General features: G+C 59.9%; 16 protein-coding genes and 1 pseudogene. 8 read left to right on the top strand and 9 right to left on the bottom strand.

Translation table 11 applies throughout. The features are described 5' to 3' along the window. Window positions 1-59: 59 nt before the first annotated feature. From N2245_RS00430 to N2245_RS00440, 3 genes are read right to left on the bottom strand one after another with little or no spacing between them, the layout of a single operon-like run. Complete coding sequence (locus N2245_RS00430; RefSeq protein ID WP_494534756.1) at window positions 60-851, bottom strand: ATP-binding cassette domain-containing protein; 792 nt, start codon at window positions 849-851, stop codon at window positions 60-62. After that, complete coding sequence (locus N2245_RS00435; protein WP_494534757.1) at window positions 851-1,885, bottom strand: ABC transporter permease; 1,035 nt, start codon at window positions 1,883-1,885, stop codon at window positions 851-853. The genes N2245_RS00430 and N2245_RS00435 overlap by 1 nt, the downstream gene beginning before the upstream one ends. A gap of 5 nt (window positions 1,886-1,890) precedes the next feature. Next, window positions 1,891-2,913, bottom strand: a complete 1,023-nt coding sequence (locus N2245_RS00440; RefSeq protein ID WP_494534758.1) for a sugar ABC transporter substrate-binding protein — start codon at window positions 2,911-2,913, stop codon at window positions 1,891-1,893. A gap of 201 nt (window positions 2,914-3,114) precedes the next feature. Here N2245_RS00440 and N2245_RS00445 point away from each other — a divergent pair, with 201 nt between their 5' ends. Next, the gene (locus tag N2245_RS00445) at window positions 3,115-3,708 is read left to right on the top strand and encodes a biotin transporter BioY (RefSeq protein ID WP_494534759.1); all 594 of its coding nucleotides are present in this window, start codon (window positions 3,115-3,117) and stop codon (window positions 3,706-3,708) included. A 9-nt stretch (window positions 3,709-3,717) separates the two neighbouring features. Here the strand turns inward: N2245_RS00445 and N2245_RS00450 are convergent, their stop codons facing one another. Both N2245_RS00450 and N2245_RS00455 read right to left on the bottom strand, forming a co-directional pair. Further along, a complete protein-coding gene (locus tag N2245_RS00450) occupies window positions 3,718-4,809 on the bottom strand; it encodes a carbon-nitrogen hydrolase family protein (protein ID WP_494534760.1) in 1,092 nt (363 codons plus the stop codon). Continuing rightward, window positions 4,788-5,375 (bottom strand): MBL fold metallo-hydrolase, encoded by a 588-nt coding sequence (locus N2245_RS00455; protein WP_494534761.1) that lies wholly within the window; start codon window positions 5,373-5,375, stop codon window positions 4,788-4,790. The genes N2245_RS00450 and N2245_RS00455 overlap by 22 nt, the downstream gene beginning before the upstream one ends. A gap of 65 nt (window positions 5,376-5,440) precedes the next feature. On the opposite strand from N2245_RS00455, the gene N2245_RS00460 reads away from it, so the two are divergent. Then, complete coding sequence (locus tag N2245_RS00460) at window positions 5,441-6,481, top strand: SIS domain-containing protein (protein ID WP_494534762.1); 1,041 nt, start codon at window positions 5,441-5,443, stop codon at window positions 6,479-6,481. Here the strand turns inward: N2245_RS00460 and N2245_RS00465 are convergent, their stop codons facing one another. Next, window positions 6,482-6,685, bottom strand: a complete 204-nt coding sequence (locus N2245_RS00465; protein WP_494534763.1) for a hypothetical protein — start codon at window positions 6,683-6,685, stop codon at window positions 6,482-6,484. It abuts the gene before it with no gap. Window positions 6,686-6,798: 113 nt separating this feature from the next. Here N2245_RS00465 and N2245_RS00470 point away from each other — a divergent pair, with 113 nt between their 5' ends. After that, window positions 6,799-7,866 (top strand): LLM class flavin-dependent oxidoreductase, encoded by a 1,068-nt coding sequence (locus tag N2245_RS00470; RefSeq protein WP_494534764.1) that lies wholly within the window; start codon window positions 6,799-6,801, stop codon window positions 7,864-7,866. On the opposite strand, the gene N2245_RS00475 is transcribed toward N2245_RS00470, so the two are convergent. Beyond that, complete coding sequence (locus N2245_RS00475) at window positions 7,863-8,720, bottom strand: CPBP family intramembrane glutamic endopeptidase (RefSeq protein WP_494534765.1); 858 nt, start codon at window positions 8,718-8,720, stop codon at window positions 7,863-7,865. The genes N2245_RS00470 and N2245_RS00475 overlap by 4 nt on opposite strands. Before the next feature lie 137 nt (window positions 8,721-8,857). Here N2245_RS00475 and N2245_RS00480 point away from each other — a divergent pair, with 137 nt between their 5' ends. Both N2245_RS00480 and N2245_RS00485 read left to right on the top strand, forming a co-directional pair. Continuing rightward, the gene (locus N2245_RS00480) at window positions 8,858-10,528 is read left to right on the top strand and encodes a N,N-dimethylformamidase beta subunit family domain-containing protein (protein WP_494534766.1); all 1,671 of its coding nucleotides are present in this window, start codon (window positions 8,858-8,860) and stop codon (window positions 10,526-10,528) included. A gap of 41 nt (window positions 10,529-10,569) precedes the next feature. Then, window positions 10,570-10,953 (top strand): VOC family protein, encoded by a 384-nt coding sequence (locus N2245_RS00485; protein WP_494534767.1) that lies wholly within the window; start codon window positions 10,570-10,572, stop codon window positions 10,951-10,953. 6 nt (window positions 10,954-10,959) lie between these two features. Here the strand turns inward: N2245_RS00485 and N2245_RS00490 are convergent, their stop codons facing one another. Further along, a complete protein-coding gene (locus N2245_RS00490; RefSeq protein ID WP_494534768.1) occupies window positions 10,960-12,213 on the bottom strand; it encodes an Ig-like domain-containing protein in 1,254 nt (417 codons plus the stop codon). Between the two features lie 209 nt (window positions 12,214-12,422). Between N2245_RS00490 and N2245_RS00495 the strand changes: the two genes are divergently transcribed. Continuing rightward, window positions 12,423-13,784: an MFS transporter gene (locus tag N2245_RS00495; RefSeq protein WP_494534769.1), complete on the top strand. Its 1,362-nt coding sequence runs from the start codon at window positions 12,423-12,425 to the stop codon at window positions 13,782-13,784. Here N2245_RS00495 and N2245_RS00500 read toward each other — a convergent pair. Further along, a complete protein-coding gene (locus tag N2245_RS00500; RefSeq protein WP_494534770.1) occupies window positions 13,768-14,163 on the bottom strand; it encodes a response regulator in 396 nt (131 codons plus the stop codon). The genes N2245_RS00495 and N2245_RS00500 overlap by 17 nt on opposite strands. A gap of 224 nt (window positions 14,164-14,387) precedes the next feature. On the opposite strand from N2245_RS00500, the gene N2245_RS00505 reads away from it, so the two are divergent. Both N2245_RS00505 and N2245_RS00510 read left to right on the top strand, forming a co-directional pair. After that, window positions 14,388-15,134, top strand: coding sequence for a helix-turn-helix domain-containing protein (locus N2245_RS00505; protein ID WP_494534771.1), 747 nt, complete (start codon window positions 14,388-14,390; stop codon window positions 15,132-15,134). Between the two features lie 50 nt (window positions 15,135-15,184). Then, a pseudogene (locus tag N2245_RS00510) lies at window positions 15,185-15,463 on the top strand (hypothetical protein); the annotation flags it as partial.

Here is a 15,463-nt window from a genome sequence, read left to right on the forward strand (position 1 = left end):
CGTCGCGTCATCCACTACCTAGAGGTTATACGAGCTGACTTACGATGGCAAATGCCCGCCTACTGCTGTGAGCTCCTGAGACGCTCCAGCTCAGCGCTCACCCGGGCCATCTCCTCGCCGCCTGACATCATGGCCTCGAGCTGAGATGGCTCTACCTCATCTCTGGTATACGTGCCCATGCTTCTGCCCCGGTTGAGGATGGTGAAGCGGTCTCCCACCGCGTAGGCGTGATGCACGTTGTGGGTGATGAACACTATCCCCACTCCCCGTTGCCTGGCCTGGACTATGTAGCGCAGCACGATCTCTGCCTCTCGCACGCCCAGCGCCGATGTGGGCTCGTCGAGGAGCAGCAACCTAGCACCAAAGTGTATGGCCCGGGCTATGGCCAGAGATTGCCTCTCACCGCCCGAGAGGGTGCCCACTGGTTGGGAGGGATCCCTTATGGCTATACCTATCTTCTCGAGCTCCCTGCGGGTGATCTCATCAGCGCGTTTGAGGTCTAGCCACCTGATAGGTCCCAGGCCCTTGGTGGGCTCTCTTCCCAGGAAGAAGTTGCGGGAGATGCTCATCAGGGGCACGACCGCTAGGTCCTGGTAAACGGTGGCTATGCCGTGGCTGAGCGCCGCTCGAGGTGAGTCCAGGCGCACCGGGCGACCTTCGATCAACAGCCTGCCTGCGTCGGGTTGATGTACTCCTGAGAGGATCTTGATGAGGGTGGACTTGCCGGCACCGTTATCGCCTAAGAGGCACATCACCTCCCCAGCCGCGACCTGCATGGATACCTCCTCCAGGGCGACCACCGATCCGAAATACTTGGATACTCTCTCTACTTCTAGCAGTGGGGTAGTCATCAGTGTGCCTCCTTTGTCGCCCAGCGCCTCACGAACCTGTTGAAGAGCACTGCTCCCACCAGCATCGCACCAAGGAACACTTGGAACCAGTCGGTATTGATGCCGGTGAAGAATATCCCTTGGCTGACCATGCCGAAGATGAGGGCGCCCAGCGCAGCTCCCACTGCGGATCCATAGCCGCCAGTCAGGAGCGTGCCGCCGATCACGCTCGCGGCTATGGCTTGGAACTCAAGGTTGGTACCCCGCAGGACGTCGGCTGACCCATACCTCAGCACCTGGATCACAGCCAGCAACGCTGCGGATGTGGAGGTAGCCATGAATAGCACGATCTTCACTCTCGCCACGGGCACTCCCACATTGCGCGCGGCCACTGGGTCGCCACCGGAACCGAAGATCCAGTTGCCAAACGGTGTGCGCTGCAGGATGAACGTAGCTAGCGTGGTTACCCCCAGCCACCAGAAGATAACCATCGGCACGCCCCAGGGCGTACCTGTGAACACCGGCACGATGGGGTTACCGCTGGTGGCGCTAGATACGCCCGAGACCACCGTGACCCCAGTGAGCAGGCGCGTGAATCCCAGAGTAGCTCCTCGTAGCACGAACAGCGTGCCTAGGGTTATGATGAAGGAAGGCAACCCAGTCCTGACAACTAAGTAGCCGTTCAGGTAGCCGACGAGCAGTGCGAAGGCCAGCACGCATAGCAGCGCGGCCCACAGCGGCCACCCGTACTTGGTCACAAGTATGGCCAGCAGCACGCCTGTAGCTCCCAACACAGCCCCCACCGAGAGGTCGAACTCCCCAGCTATCATGAGGAGGGCTACCGGCACGGTCACCACACCCAGCTGTGCAGCTACCTCTAGGTAGTTGAGGGTGCCCTCACGGGTCAGGAACCCCCTATCGCCCGCCACCAACGAGAACACTAGGAACACCAATAGGAGCCCGGCGACGGCCCCCAGCTCGGGCCGCGACATCATCTTGCGTATCGTTCTAGCTCTATCTGCTAAGCCCCCTGCTCTCTTGACGGTGGTCTCCATAACCTCTACCTTATGCCCTGCTTGCTGAGCTCTATCACCCTCTCGGCGTTCTCCTGAGTCACGAACGCTGGTCCGGTCATGATCTGACCTGTGGGCATGACCTGATATTCAGCGTACTTGGTGAGGAGCACGATCGGCAGGTACCCCTGTAGGTACTGCTGCTGGTCTATCGCGAACAACATCTTTCCATCTGCTATGGCCTGCAGCACGTCCGGCGAGAGGTCGAAGGTCGCCAGCTTGATCTTGTCTTTGGGCCCTCCGGAGCCTAGTGCGGCCAAGGTTGGTGTGGACCCAAGGGGACCGAGCGTCAGGATGCCGTTGATACCTGGGTTCTGGGCGATCGCGGTCTTGATCTTGTTCTGCGCATCGGTGGGGTTGGATACCTCCACCCCCACTACCTTCACGTTGCCTCCCAGGCCCTGCTTGAAGCCGTCGCATCGCTGGTCCAAGCCGACGTTGCCTACCTCGTGGTTGATGCAGAGGGCAGATGTGACTCCAGCCTTCTTCATCTGCTCACCGGCACCTACACCCGCCTCGAACTCTGACTGCCCTATATGCACCAGCGCTCCAAACTGTTTGCTGACGTCAGCTCCGGAGTTGATCGATACCACGGGTATGCCCGCATTTACGGCTTTCGTGATCGAGTCCTTGAGGGCATCGGCATCAGGTATGGAGACCACTAAGCCTTCGGGCTTGGAGGCTACCGCGGCGTCGATGAGTTGGCTCATCTTGACCATGTCGAACGTCTCGGGAGCCCTGTACTCTACCTTCACGCCCATTTCTTTGGCAGCATCGTCCACCCCGCGTTTCACCACGGACCAGAACGGATCCGCTGCGGTGCCGTGGGTGACGACCACTATGCGGATGCTGCTCCTGCTCTTGCCAGTCGTCGCGCCTTGACCAGGAGTGGCTCCTGCTGGGGAGGCCACCTGGGTAGCTGTCGGGGTGCCACTGGATGTGCCAGCTCCACACGCGATGGCAAGTGCTGCCAACAACATACAGCATGTGATGTACCCTAAGCGCTTCATGTTACCTTTACCTCCATGCTTGTGGTGCCCTGATATAGTTGGCGCCGTGATTCCCTCGCGGCGCCTATGATAGCATCTAATCTTGCTTTGTCAACAGGTATGTACTAAGATGCGCTATGTCTCGGATAGTTGCAAATGCTGGTGTGCATGCAGCATACTTTTGGCAGGGCTTGCGCCCATAAAAACCCTTAGGAGGTGTGCATGTTATCTCAAGCCATCGCGCCCAGAAGGACCCTCGTGGACGCCCTGCTGCAGGGCAGCAGCCTCCTCTACCACCTGGCGGTGGTGGTGGCCGGCAGCCTGCTCATGGCGGCGCTAGCGCAGGTCTCGATCCCGCTACCCTTCACGCCCGTGCCCATAACTGGCCAGACGTACGGCGTGCTGCTGATAGGTACACTGCTGGGCAGCCGTAGGGGCGCCCTGAGCATGCTGCTCTACATAATAGAGGGAGGTGTGGGGCTGCCGTTCTTCGCCCAGGGAGCTTCGGGCTGGGCGAAGCTGCTGGGACCCACCGGTGGTTACCTGATAGGGTTTGTGGTAGCTGCCTATGTGATCGGCTGGATGGCCGAGCGTGGGATGGACCGCAGGGTGTGGACCGCCCTAGTGCCTATGTTGGTGGGCGAGGTGATCATCTTCGCTTGTGGAGTATCCTGGCTGGCGCACTTCGTGGGCTGGGGTAAGGCTCTGCCGCTGGGCCTGTATCCCTTCATACCGGGTGATATCATCAAGACGATACTTGCGGCCCTGACACTGCCTGCGGGCTGGAAGCTGCTAGGTCTATGGGGGCGGGAGTAAGCTCCCGCCCTACCTCTTGCTGGGATCGTATCTCTCGCCGCGGGCGTTGACCCTCACGAACGGGGGCTCGATCCCTTTTTCCACCAGCTTGCCGTACTTGTGGGGACGGCGGAAGGCGTTGTTCCACACCTCGCGCTCCCGGTACTCCCTTATCTCGTCCATGTCGAACTGCGCCAGGTATACCCCCTCGGCTTCGCCCGCCAGGATCACCGTCGTGTCCTGGGATCTTCCACGTGCGTCGAAGGCCACTGGATGGTAGGCGCACGAGTGCCCGTTCATCTGCGGGGCCGCGTAGTTGGCCATCGCCAACGCGACCGAGTTCTCGAAGGCCCTAACCTTGAACTGTGACAACCTGTGCTCCTCCAGATTGCAGGCGTTAGGGGTGAGGATCACCTCAGCTCCTTCTATCATTAGGATGCGCGCGCTCTCGGGAAACTCCCGGTCGTAGCAGATCATGGCCCCCAGCCTGACCTCTCCCTCCCTAGTCTTGAGGTTGCACGTGTAGAACCCATCCCCAGGGGTGGTACACCACTCAGGGAGGCCGAAGTCGCAGGTGTGCACCTTCGCATAGGTCATCAGGATCTCGCCTCGTCGGTCTATGATCGACACGACGTTGCGGGGGGAGGGCTCCCATGATTGCAGGTAGGTGAGCGCTATCGCCATGTCTAGTTCCCTGGCCAATTGCCTGAAGTGCCGCACAAAGTCGGAATCGTCGGACACTGCCATCGATTGCCAGCGCCTTATGTGCTCCGCCAGCGCCTCCTCGGGATCTCGGCTACCTGCCGTCCAGTAGCGCGGGGCCCTCCATACGTCGTGCATGGCGTTGATCTGCTCCTGGTCTTTGGGCAGCTGCGGGCGATTGAAGGTATAGCCGATGTTCCACATCTCGGGGAAGAGGGCCACGTCGGCCCCCATGGCCGCGGCCCGTCGGCAGAAATCTTCCCCCTTGCGCATGTTGCCCTCTTGATCCTCCCCGCACGATGCCAGCTGCAACAGCGCTACTCTGAGCTTCATAGAGATCTCCTTCCGAGCATTGGGCTTCTCTAACATGTTAGCAGCTTGGCTCTGGTGTCGGATGGTTACCAGCCTCGAGCTATCCATTCCTCCAGGTAGGGGCGCTCGTTGCCTATGGTGGTGGAGTCCCCATGGCCAGGCAACACCTGCGTATCGTCGGGCAGTACGAACAGCTTGTCCTTGATGGACGCGATGATCTGGTCGAACCTGCGCCTGTCACCGTAGGTATTGCCCGGACCTCCGGGGAAGAGGGTGTCACCAGAGAGTAGGTATCCCGGGGCGTAGAAGCAAACGCTGCCTGGGGTGTGTCCCGGGGTGTGGATTACTCTGAGCGAGAGGGTGCCTACCGTTATATCCATGCCGTCTTCAAGCTCGATATCCGGCTCGATTGGCAGTCTGGAAGCATCCAAGGGATGTACTCCTACCGGTACTCCCAACAGACTTTTGAGCTCCTCGAGAGCGTCGACGTGGTCCTGGTCCCCATGGGTGATCAATATGGCGACGATTCGCACTCCTTTGACCTCCCGGGCGATGGTGGGAGCATCATCGGATGCGTCCACTATCACCCCAGTGGAGGTCTGTGGATCCAAGACCACGTACACGTTGTTATCCAATGGACCTAGCCGGATGCGCCTGACATCTATGTTGGGCATGGGCTTCCTCTCCACTCGAATTTGCGTGTAGTATAGACTATCTTTGTTGTGGAGGTGCAAGAGTCATGCCCACCAACACCTTCCTCGAGGAAGAGATCTACAGCCAGCCGGAGGTGCTCTCCTCGCTGCTGGAGTGGGAGCTGGAGAGGGTTGAGGGGATCACGGGCGAGATACCCGAGTTCAGCTACGTGGTGATAGCTGCCAGGGGGTCTTCAGACCACGCTGCGACCTACGCACAGTACGTGTGGAGCTCCCTTGCGGGCTTTCCGGTGGCCCTGGCCACCCCCTCGTTGTACACTCTGTACCAGACGCCTCCCAGGCTAGAGGGCGCGCTGGTAGTAGGAGTGTCGCAATCCGGCCAGTCGCCGGACATCGTAGCCGTACTCGAGGAGGGCAGGAGGCAGGGAAGGCCCACGCTGGCGATCACCAACGCTCCCGACTCGCCGCTGGCGAACACCGCCGACTGGGTGATCCCCATCCATGCCGGACCCGAGAGGAGTGTGGCGGCGACCAAGACCTACACGGCCCAACTGCTGGTGATGGCGCTGCTGGGCGCGCTTTGGAGCGGCAGCCGGACGCACCTGGAGGAGGTCAAGCAGATACCGGCCGCTGTGGCGCGAGCGCTGGAGATCTCCGATGAGGTGTCGCGCCGGGCCGAGCGCTACAGGTTCATGGAGCAGTGCGTGGTGATCGGCCGGGGATTCAACTACGCCACGGCGTTCGAGCTCGCCCTCAAGCTCAAGGAGCTGACCTACGTAATGGCCACGGCGTACTCCTCGGCCGATTTCCGTCACGGCCCGATAGCGACCGTCCATCAGGGCCTGCCGGTGATATTGATCATGCCCTCGGGCCGGGCGTTTGGCGATGTGCTGGAGCTGGCGCGGGACCTGCACTCATACGGCGCCGAGCTGCTGGTGATCTCGGACTCGAAGGACGCCAAGGGGTTAGCCAACGTGTACTGCCCGCTGCCTGAAGGCGTGCCCGAGTGGCTGAGCCCGATAGTCTCTATCCTGCCGGGACAGCTGCTGTCGCTGCATCTAGCACAGGTGAAGGGGCTGGACCCGGACTCCCCAAGGGGCCTGACCAAGGTCACGCGCACCAGGTGATCAGCCCTGCTGGCGAGCTCGCATCTCAAGCTCGCGCAGGTAAAAGATCACCTCTTCTATGGCTCCCAAGGGGTCGAAGCGTGCGATGCCTCCATCGTCCGTGCTCATCTCCCCGGAGTGCAGCGCCCCCTGGCGGATGGCCCTGACAGCGAACTCTAGGGTATCGGCGAGCTCCCATAGCTCGGGTAGCTCATCTCTGGCCATCTTCTTGCTCCATGTAGCTGTTACAGCTACATGATACTACAAGCGTGCCTTTTGAGGTATTATAAAGTGGTAACTATAAATTAGTAGCTAGTATATTAGAAGTAAATGTCGGTATGGAGATAGGGATATATACGTTTGGCGAGCGGACCATTGACCCCGAGACGGGCCAGCTTATATCTCCTCAGGAGCGTATGCGGCGCTTGCTGGAGGAGGTTGAGCTAGCGGACCAGGTGGGCTTGGACGTCTTTGGGGTGGGAGAGCATCACCGGCCGGACTACATCGTCTCCGCGCCCGCAGTCGTGCTTGCTGCCATAGCAGCGCGCACCCGGCGCATCCGGCTCACGAGTGCCGTGAACGTGTTGAGCTCGGACGATCCGGTGAGGGTGTTCGAGCAGTTCGCAACGCTTGACCTGGTGTCCGGAGGCAGGGCGGAGATCATGGTAGGTAGGGGTTCGTTCGTGGAATCCTTTCCCCTGTTTGGGTACGACCTGCGGGACTACGATGCCCTGTTTGAGGAGAAGCTGGATCTATTGCTGCTGCTACGAAGCTCAGAGAGGGTTACCTGGCAAGGCAGGTTCAGGCCACCTTTGGAAGATATGGGAGTGTACCCAAGACCTATCCAGGATCCCCTGCCGGTGTGGGTCGCGGTAGGGGGCACGCCCCAGTCGGCTGTGAGAGCGGGTATGCTGGGGCTGCCGATGGCTCTGGGGATCATTGGAGGCATGCCGGAGAGGTTCACGCCCCTAGTGGAGCTGCACAGGATGGCCGCCAGGCGCGCTGGGCACCCGACTCCCAGGCTCAGCATCAACTCCCACGGCTTCTTGGCGGATACCTCGCAGGCGGCGGCGGACATAGCCTTCCCTGCCTTCAAGGCCCAGATGGATCGCATAGGTCGTGAGAGGGGGTGGCCGCCGATGACCCGCGAGCAGTTCGAGTTCTCGCGGTCCCTACGCGGGGCGGACTTCGTGGGGAGCCCCCAGGAGGTGGCCGAGAAGATCCTCTTCCAACACGAGATCTTTGGGCACGATCGCTTTCTCCTACAGCTCACTGTGGGCACCCTGCCTCACCGGCAGGTGCTGCGGGCGATAGAGCTGCTGGGCACTGAGGTGGCTCCAGTGGTGCGCCGTGAGCTGGCTGGTAAGAGTCCTGCCCAGACCTCCGGCGTCCCAGGAGAGGGCTAGGAGTAGATCGCGCCGATCACGTAGGGCACTATCTCGGGCACTCCATGGGCTATAGTTGGGGCGAGCACTCCGCCGGAGAGCTCCCGTAGGTATCCCAGCAGCAGCCCCGCTGCGAAGGTCCAGAGCGCCCACGCCCACCGGGACGGGTCCGCGGCGACCAGGGGGTGAGCTAGGCCAAACAGCAGCGCGGCAGCGAGCAGCCCCGGGCCGAAGCTGATGTTTCCCAGCCTCCAAGGCCTGCCCCAGATCTCGTTCAGCCTTCCCTGGATGTATCCCCTGAAGAACACCTCCTCGCCTATGCCCACAAATACCAAGGGATAGAGCACCGCTCCCACCAGGGCGGTGAAGCGCCATGCTGCACCCATCGCCACAGCCGAGACCAGCATGCAGCTGATGACCAGGAGTAGGTCGCGAGCGCTGCCGTCCAGCGGGGCCTGCAGCTTGTATCTTCTGAGCAGCAGCCAGAGGAGCGGGGCACTCAGTACATAGGTGGCGCACAGAATAAGGGAGCCCAGCAGCAGCTGGGGAGAGGTTTTGAGCAGTATGATGAGTGGGAAAGCCAGCCCATAGGCGGGGCCGAAGACGATCAGCGATGTGAGGCCCAGGTCTGCCTGTGGCCCGAGTCGGGAGAGCGAGACACCAGATATCCGGAAACCTCTTCCCATGAGCACGCCCGCCAACCCCGGCAGCAGCAACAGCAACAAGAGCTGTGGCAGTATCGGGTACCCTAGAGTGCGTGCCTGCCAAAGGTTTATCCCCTCCCAGCGCCTTATGAACCACGCCAGCACTACCACCAGGGCGAAGAGCAGAACCACCTCGGCGGTGGCCAACCACCTCTCCCCTCCTCTCGCCATGCAAGCACCTCCCAGAAGGACTCATTGCATGATATCAGAAGCCTGTTTCTAACGGAATTCTTACCTTCTAGATGGAACCTGCAGACCTGATTCGAGTCGTATCTATCGGTGATATTTTTTCGCTGGAGGTTGTGCGCATGCGGCGAATGGTCGTGCTGTTATTGGTCGTCTCGATGCTTCTCACCGGCTGCAGCGGTCCATGGCACCACGTCAGCCGCAACAATGGCAGGTCCCGGAAGGAAGGCGAGGTCGAACAGGAGGAGCCCCAGGCCATCTCCACCGGCATAGCCAAAGGAGCCGGAAAAGGGGGCAAGCTCAAGAGGGAACCTGTGTTTGTAAAGGTATCAGAGCAACCCCCTACGCCAGTGGTATCGCGGGAGAACAATCCAGTAAGTCGGGAGAACTCTCTGCCCGGCACTGAGAGCTGGAAGCTCTCTCGCCTGGACGCCCTCAGCAAGCGCGAGCTGGACATAGGCCCGACGGTGCACGCCAAGGTGGCCGATGATGTCCACAAGCAGATCAAGGGCTACGCCTCCGCCACCAGCGTCAACCTTGGGCAGGACATCACCTTCTACGTCACCACCAACCCGCCGCAGCCTTTCACCATCACGGTGTACCGGATCGGCTGGTACGATGGCAGGGGGGGCAGGCTGGTGGCTCACTCCGGCAAGCTGGCGGGCATATCGCAGCCGGAGTGTCCCATGGACGCGCGTACGGGCTTGATCGAGTGTCATTGGCGGCCATCATGGCGACTGCACGTACCCACAAATTGGATCAGTGGCTACTACCTGGCGAAGCTCACTAACTCCCAGGGGTACGACAATTACATACCATTCGTGGTGCGCGACGATGCCAGCCACTCTGACCTGCTGGTGCAGGCGCCTTTCACGACCTACGAGGCCTACAACGACTATCCTCGGGACCACCGCACTGGCAAGAGCCTATACTCCTTCAACAGCTACGGCCCCAGGACCGTCTCGGGAGAGACCAGGGCCGTGGAGGTATCTTTCGATAGACCTTTTGATAGCACTGGTGCCGATCACTTCTTGCAATGGGACATCTATTTCATTACCTGGGTCGAGAGGATGGGATACGACGTCACCTACTCCACGGACTTGGACACCCAGGAGAGGGGCGACCTGCTGGAGCACCACAAGGCCTTCATCAGCATAGGGCACGACGAGTACTGGTCCCGCCGGATGCGGGAGAACGTGCAGAGGGCGCGTGACGCTGGTGTGAACCTGGCGTTCTTCGGGGGCAACGACGTCTTCCGTCACATACGCTTTGCGCCCTCCAGCTCTGGCGTGCCCGACAGGATAATCGTGTGCTACAAGAGCGCCAAGATAGATCCCGTCAAGGGCAAGGACAGCACCGTCAACTGGCCAGATCCGCCTGTCAGCGAGCCCGAGCAACCGCTCATTGGTCTCAACTACGGCGGTATGGACAAGGATGGTGCCGACTACGTGGTCATCCACTCAGATAGCTGGGTATACGCCGGCACCGGCTTCCATGACGGCGATAAGGTCAAGGGTCTCGTGGGCTATGAGTACGACACCTATGATCCCCATGTCCCCAAGCCCCAGGCCAGGTCTTATACGCTCTTGGCCGACTCCCCCATCTACAAGCACGGGGAATTAGTGGGGCACGGCAACACCAGCATCTACCAGACCCAGAGTGGGGCTTGGGTATTTGATGCGGGATCCATCTGGTGGGGCTGGGGCTTGGACAAACCCGGTGTGGCCGATCCCAGAATAGAGCGCATGACAGCCAACATTCTAAACAAGTTCGCTGCCTCTCCTGCGCGCTGAGAGTTGATATAATGGCCGATCAATCTAATATGGAGGTGGATATGAGCGTCAAGCTGGGAGTGGTGGGTATAGCCACCCAGGACATGGCGACATCTCTGGCTTTCTATCGCCTACTGGGGTTGCCCCTGCCCGAGGGACAGCCATTGGAGTCGCACGTGGAGTTGGACCTAGGAGGCGTACGCCTGTGTTGGGACGAGGTCGAGCTTCTGCGGGAGGTCTATCAGCGATGGGAGGAGCCCCGAGGTCACAGGATAGAGTTGGCCTTTGAGTGCTCCTCCCCCGCCGAGGTCGATCGGATCTACGAGCGCGTCGTTGCCGGTGGCTATGAGGGTTATAGGGAGCCCTGGGATGCCTTCTGGGGACAAAGGTACGCCGTGCTCCGGGACCCGGACGGTAACCTGATCAGCCTGTATGCTGCAATGTAACACACCTCACCCGCCGGTCGCGAAGCGCACCTGCCCCCTGACGGGCCTGCCCCACCGGTCGTAGACCTGGTAGTACAGGGTGTACCAAGTGTTGGGGCTCAGAGCGTTGACTGGCCGCAACGAGATGCTGGTGGTGTAGGAGTCGGTGGGTTCCGCCACATCTACCGCCACGTTGGTGCCATCGGATCTCTTCAGGCTGATCCCCACCGCCTGCCAGTAGCTGCCGACGTAGCTGTTGGGCACGAGCGTGTAGCTGCGCAGGCCGCGCTCAAAGTACAGCCGGATAGTGGGGGTGAGGGACACTCCGGTTGCACCGTCGACCGGTGAGCTGCTCCTCAGTCCCCCTGGGGGAGGCTGGGTGGTGAAGGACCATGTATAGCTGAAGCTACGCTCATCACTAGAGCTTCCAGTAGGAGAGTAAACTCCCTTGAAGGTAACTGTATAGGTGGTGCTGTAGTCCAGAGGGTCTTTGGGAATGAAGCTCAGGCTGGTAGACCACTGGTGAAATTGATCGTTCTGAGGGCTAAGCCTGTAGCCTAGGATCACCTTACCGTCGCTGGCACGCACCATCTGGATGGAGGTGTAGCGCACGGTCCCCCTGTACCAGGTGATCGATACCGGGTAGCCCACGGGGAAGTCTCCCCCGAACTGCTCCACGGGATTGGGGTACTCACCGTCCAGGTAGGTGCCGACGCCTCGTTGATTGGGTCGCGGCCATCGCACCATAGGACCGGTGCGGGAATAATCGTTGCCGAAGTCCATTACCTGGGCGGACCTACCGTCCTTGTAGTAGACGCCGTAGCCTATGTTCTCCGTGCGGGGGCTGATGATCGCGAAGCGGTGGTAGATCCCCGTCATCCACCATTGCACGGCGTTGTCTACTCCTATGTACGTGCGCGTGCCCACAGACCCTTCGGAGCTCCACCTAATGTTCTCGGTCACCGAGGAGTTGCTGTAGCCGAACAGTTCGGCCCGGTCGTAGGGGCTGTATGCGACGTAGTAAGGGCTGCTCTTCTGGGTCTCGTAGTGGTCCATCTCACCAGTCTCCAGCATGTACACTGCGTGCTTGCGGGCAGCAGTATTTAGAGCGGTCGTGGCGGTGACCGGCGGCATCCCGACCGATTGCCTGTAGCGGTTGACCTCGCTCAAAGCCCGGGCCTGCTCGTCAGCTATCGATATCCCGGCAAGGGCGGTGCGGGGCGCGAGGAGAGCTAGGAGCGCTAGGCAGAGCGACAGGCACAGATATACCTTGTTGATCATTAGACATCCCTCCGAACTCAACAAGCCTCTTAGGTGCATCGAGGCGTAAATAAAAACTTATATATCGCATTATTGCACAAAATGCACATAACTACTATACGTAATCATCATGAAACTTGACTGAATATCTCGTATCGGGGGATGAAGGAATTTTAATGCTGTTGCTGGGTAGTTGAGCTACCACGAAGGCATTGAGATATAATGATGCTATGTCTCAGCAGCGTCAACGGTCCAGCCGCGCCAACGGCAATGGGGAATTAGCGGCCCTTGAGCAGTCTCCCTATGCGGAGTCCGCGATCGCCTCCTCATCACTCGAGGAGCGCAGCACGGTACAGGCCCCGCAGGGGACGTTTGCTTCGCTGCATCTGCCTGAATATCGCTTGTTCTTCTTTGCCGCGCTCATCAGTAACTCGGGAATGTGGATGCAGTCGGTGGCACAGGGATGGTTGGTGGTCACGCTGTCCCGATCCGAGTTCTACGTGGGGCTGGTGGGGTTCTGTGCCACCATACCTAACCTATTCCTATCGCTGCTTGGCGGGGTGCTAGCGGACAGGGTGGACAAGCGGTGGCTGCTGATCGTCAGCCAGGTGCTGCTGGGGGTGATCGCTGGAGCGCTCGGCCTGCTGATCTTCGTGGGTCGGATCCAGCTGTGGCACCTGATGCTGTTGTCCTTCCTGTCGGGAGTAGTGGGGGCGCTGACCAATCCTGCGTTTCAGGCGATCGTGCCTGAGATCGTGGGCAAGAGGTACTTGATGAACGCCATAGCCCTCAACTCAGCGCAGTTCAACCTCACTAGGATCCTGGGCCCTACGATAGGGGGAGCCCTCTTGAACTTGCTGGGCACGGCCGCGATGTATTTCGCCAATGCCCTAAGCTACTTCGTATTCGCGCTTGCCATGTATATCATCCACCCGAAGTACCCGCCGCAACACCGGGTAGCGTACTCTGGAGGAATAGTCCACTCTCTCCTGGAAGCGTGGAGGTACGTGTGGTCGCACGGGCTCATGCGCGTGGTGGTGCTGCTGGCGGTGGTACAGACCATTTTTCTCTTCCCTTATACCACGTTGCTGCCGGTGTTTGCCAAGGAGGTGCTGCACGCGGGGGCGATGGGTTACAGCTTGTTCCTGACGGCGATGGGGGTGGGGGCGTTCATCGCCGCGCTCATGTTGGCCAGCATCGGAGATACTCCCCACAAGGGCAGGCTGATGGTCACGGCACAGCTGGTGTTCGCGGCCGCCGTCGTGGTGTTCGCTGTCTCCAGGTGGCTGCCGCTGTCGCTTCTGGCGCTCCCCTTCGCTGGCTGGGGCATGGTGACCTATATGGCCACGGGCAACACCCTGCTGCAGGCGATAGTCACCGACGACATGCGGGGCAGGGTGATGAGCATCTGGGTGCTCGCGGGTCTGGGAATGATGCCTGTGGGAAACCTGCTGGCTGGAGCGCTGGCAGCGTGGCTTACACCCACCGCTGCGCTTGTCCTCGGGGCGATCATCACGGTGATCTTGACGCTACTTGCCGTCAGGTGGGAACCCTCGATGCTGCGTCCCCAGGTGTTCATTCCTGAGAGCTAGCCGCCTCCTGATTCCTGGAGAGCTGGAGGTACTGCTGTATCTGGGAGAGCAGCGTGTCCAGGTCGAACGGTTTGGGGATCACACCAGCGCAGCCCATCTCCAGTGCCTGTTCCCTGCTGACCGTGTAGGCGGTGAACACTACGGTGGTTACCTTTGAACCGGCGCGCTCACAGCCTAGGCGCAGGCTATCGATCGCCGCCTGAGGGTCGTCTCCCTGGGAGTCCAGCAGGAACAGATCGGCCCCGTGGAGCTCGATGTGCTCCAGTGCCTCCGTCAAGCTCTCCGGGACCACCACCTCGTAGCCCTCCTCTCGGAGTACCATGTTCACGAACTCCCGAATGTCGGGGTTGTCCTCAAACAGCACTATCTTCGCAGACACAATCCCCCCTAGCAAGGCCCTCGCGGAAAAACAGCAAATCCTATATCATGGAGAAAGCAACGCCAACAGACACAGCTCCATGGCTACGTTCTTGCTGTGTAGTCTCGAGTAGCCTGGTATTAGAGATACTCAATGTATAAAAAAGTACACTCTAGTACTAAATAGTACAGAAAAGGCCACGGCCTGTCAATACGCTTTGGTCAAGATTGGTTGGAAGTGAGCTGATGGAGAGTCCGGAGAAGGATCTGCTAGGGGTAGAAGAGGTGGCCCAGTACTTAGGTGTGCGCCCTGTGACCATCTACCGATGGTGCAGGGAGGGTCGGCTGCCGTGCGTGAAGTTGGGGAAGGTGTGGCGCATACGCCGCTCTTCTCTAGAGGAGTTCATCCGCGGCAGGGAGCAGGCGCGCACGCTCACCGGCTTCCTCAACTCCTTCATCCGCACTCCCGATAGGCTGGTCGCGGTTGTGGGTAGTCAAGAGTTGATGCACAGGGTGGATGCTGCCTTCTTCCAGGTGGGTGAGGCACGCGGCGCTCTGCTGGCAAAGTTCTATATAGGAGAGGATATCAACGCTGAGGGGCTCAGGTCGGCATACTCAAGGTTTGGTCTAGATGTCCGACGCCTAGAACAGGAGGACAGGATGATCTTCGTCCGGGAGCTCGACCCTCTCAAGGGCCGTGCTAGCTCCCTCAGACAGCTGATAGACGAGAAGAGCGATTTGGGAATGCCCATTTGGGCTAGCTTTGATTGGACGGAGGACGTAGATCTGGACACGGCGCTTGAACAACAGGAAGATCTCTCCAAGGCTACTGGTAACAGGGAGTTGGTGCTCAAGACGGCCGTGCTTTCGGATGTGGTGGAATCCTGGCCGGCGCGCGACCGTCTGCGCATGGAGGAAGCCTTTGACGGCGTTATTTGGGCCACGGACCAGCACGTGCACCTCACTCGTATAGTGCCTCTGCCCCATGAGTAACTGCTAGGTATGCGGTCGTCGTCATAGATGTAGTACAATGACTTAGCGCTATGAAACCCGATCTAGATGGGCAACCAAGTAACGACCCCCATGGTAGGGTGTCGAACCACATTCGCATAGTAGATGAGATCAAGTCGTGGCTACGTAGGCCGCTGGGTGGGCTAAGTGACCTAGAGGGAATGCGCTACCTCTCCAAGTGGCTACCTCTGAGCTTTGCTGTGGGCGTAGTTGCAGGCATTGGGGCGATAGTCTTCTACCTAACCATAGATCTGGTGACTCGTGTGATGCTTGGCGATTTGGTGGGTTATCTACCTCCTTCGCCCGCGGGC

The sequence above is a fragment of the Thermobaculum sp. T2p genome, from assembly GCF_059335935.1.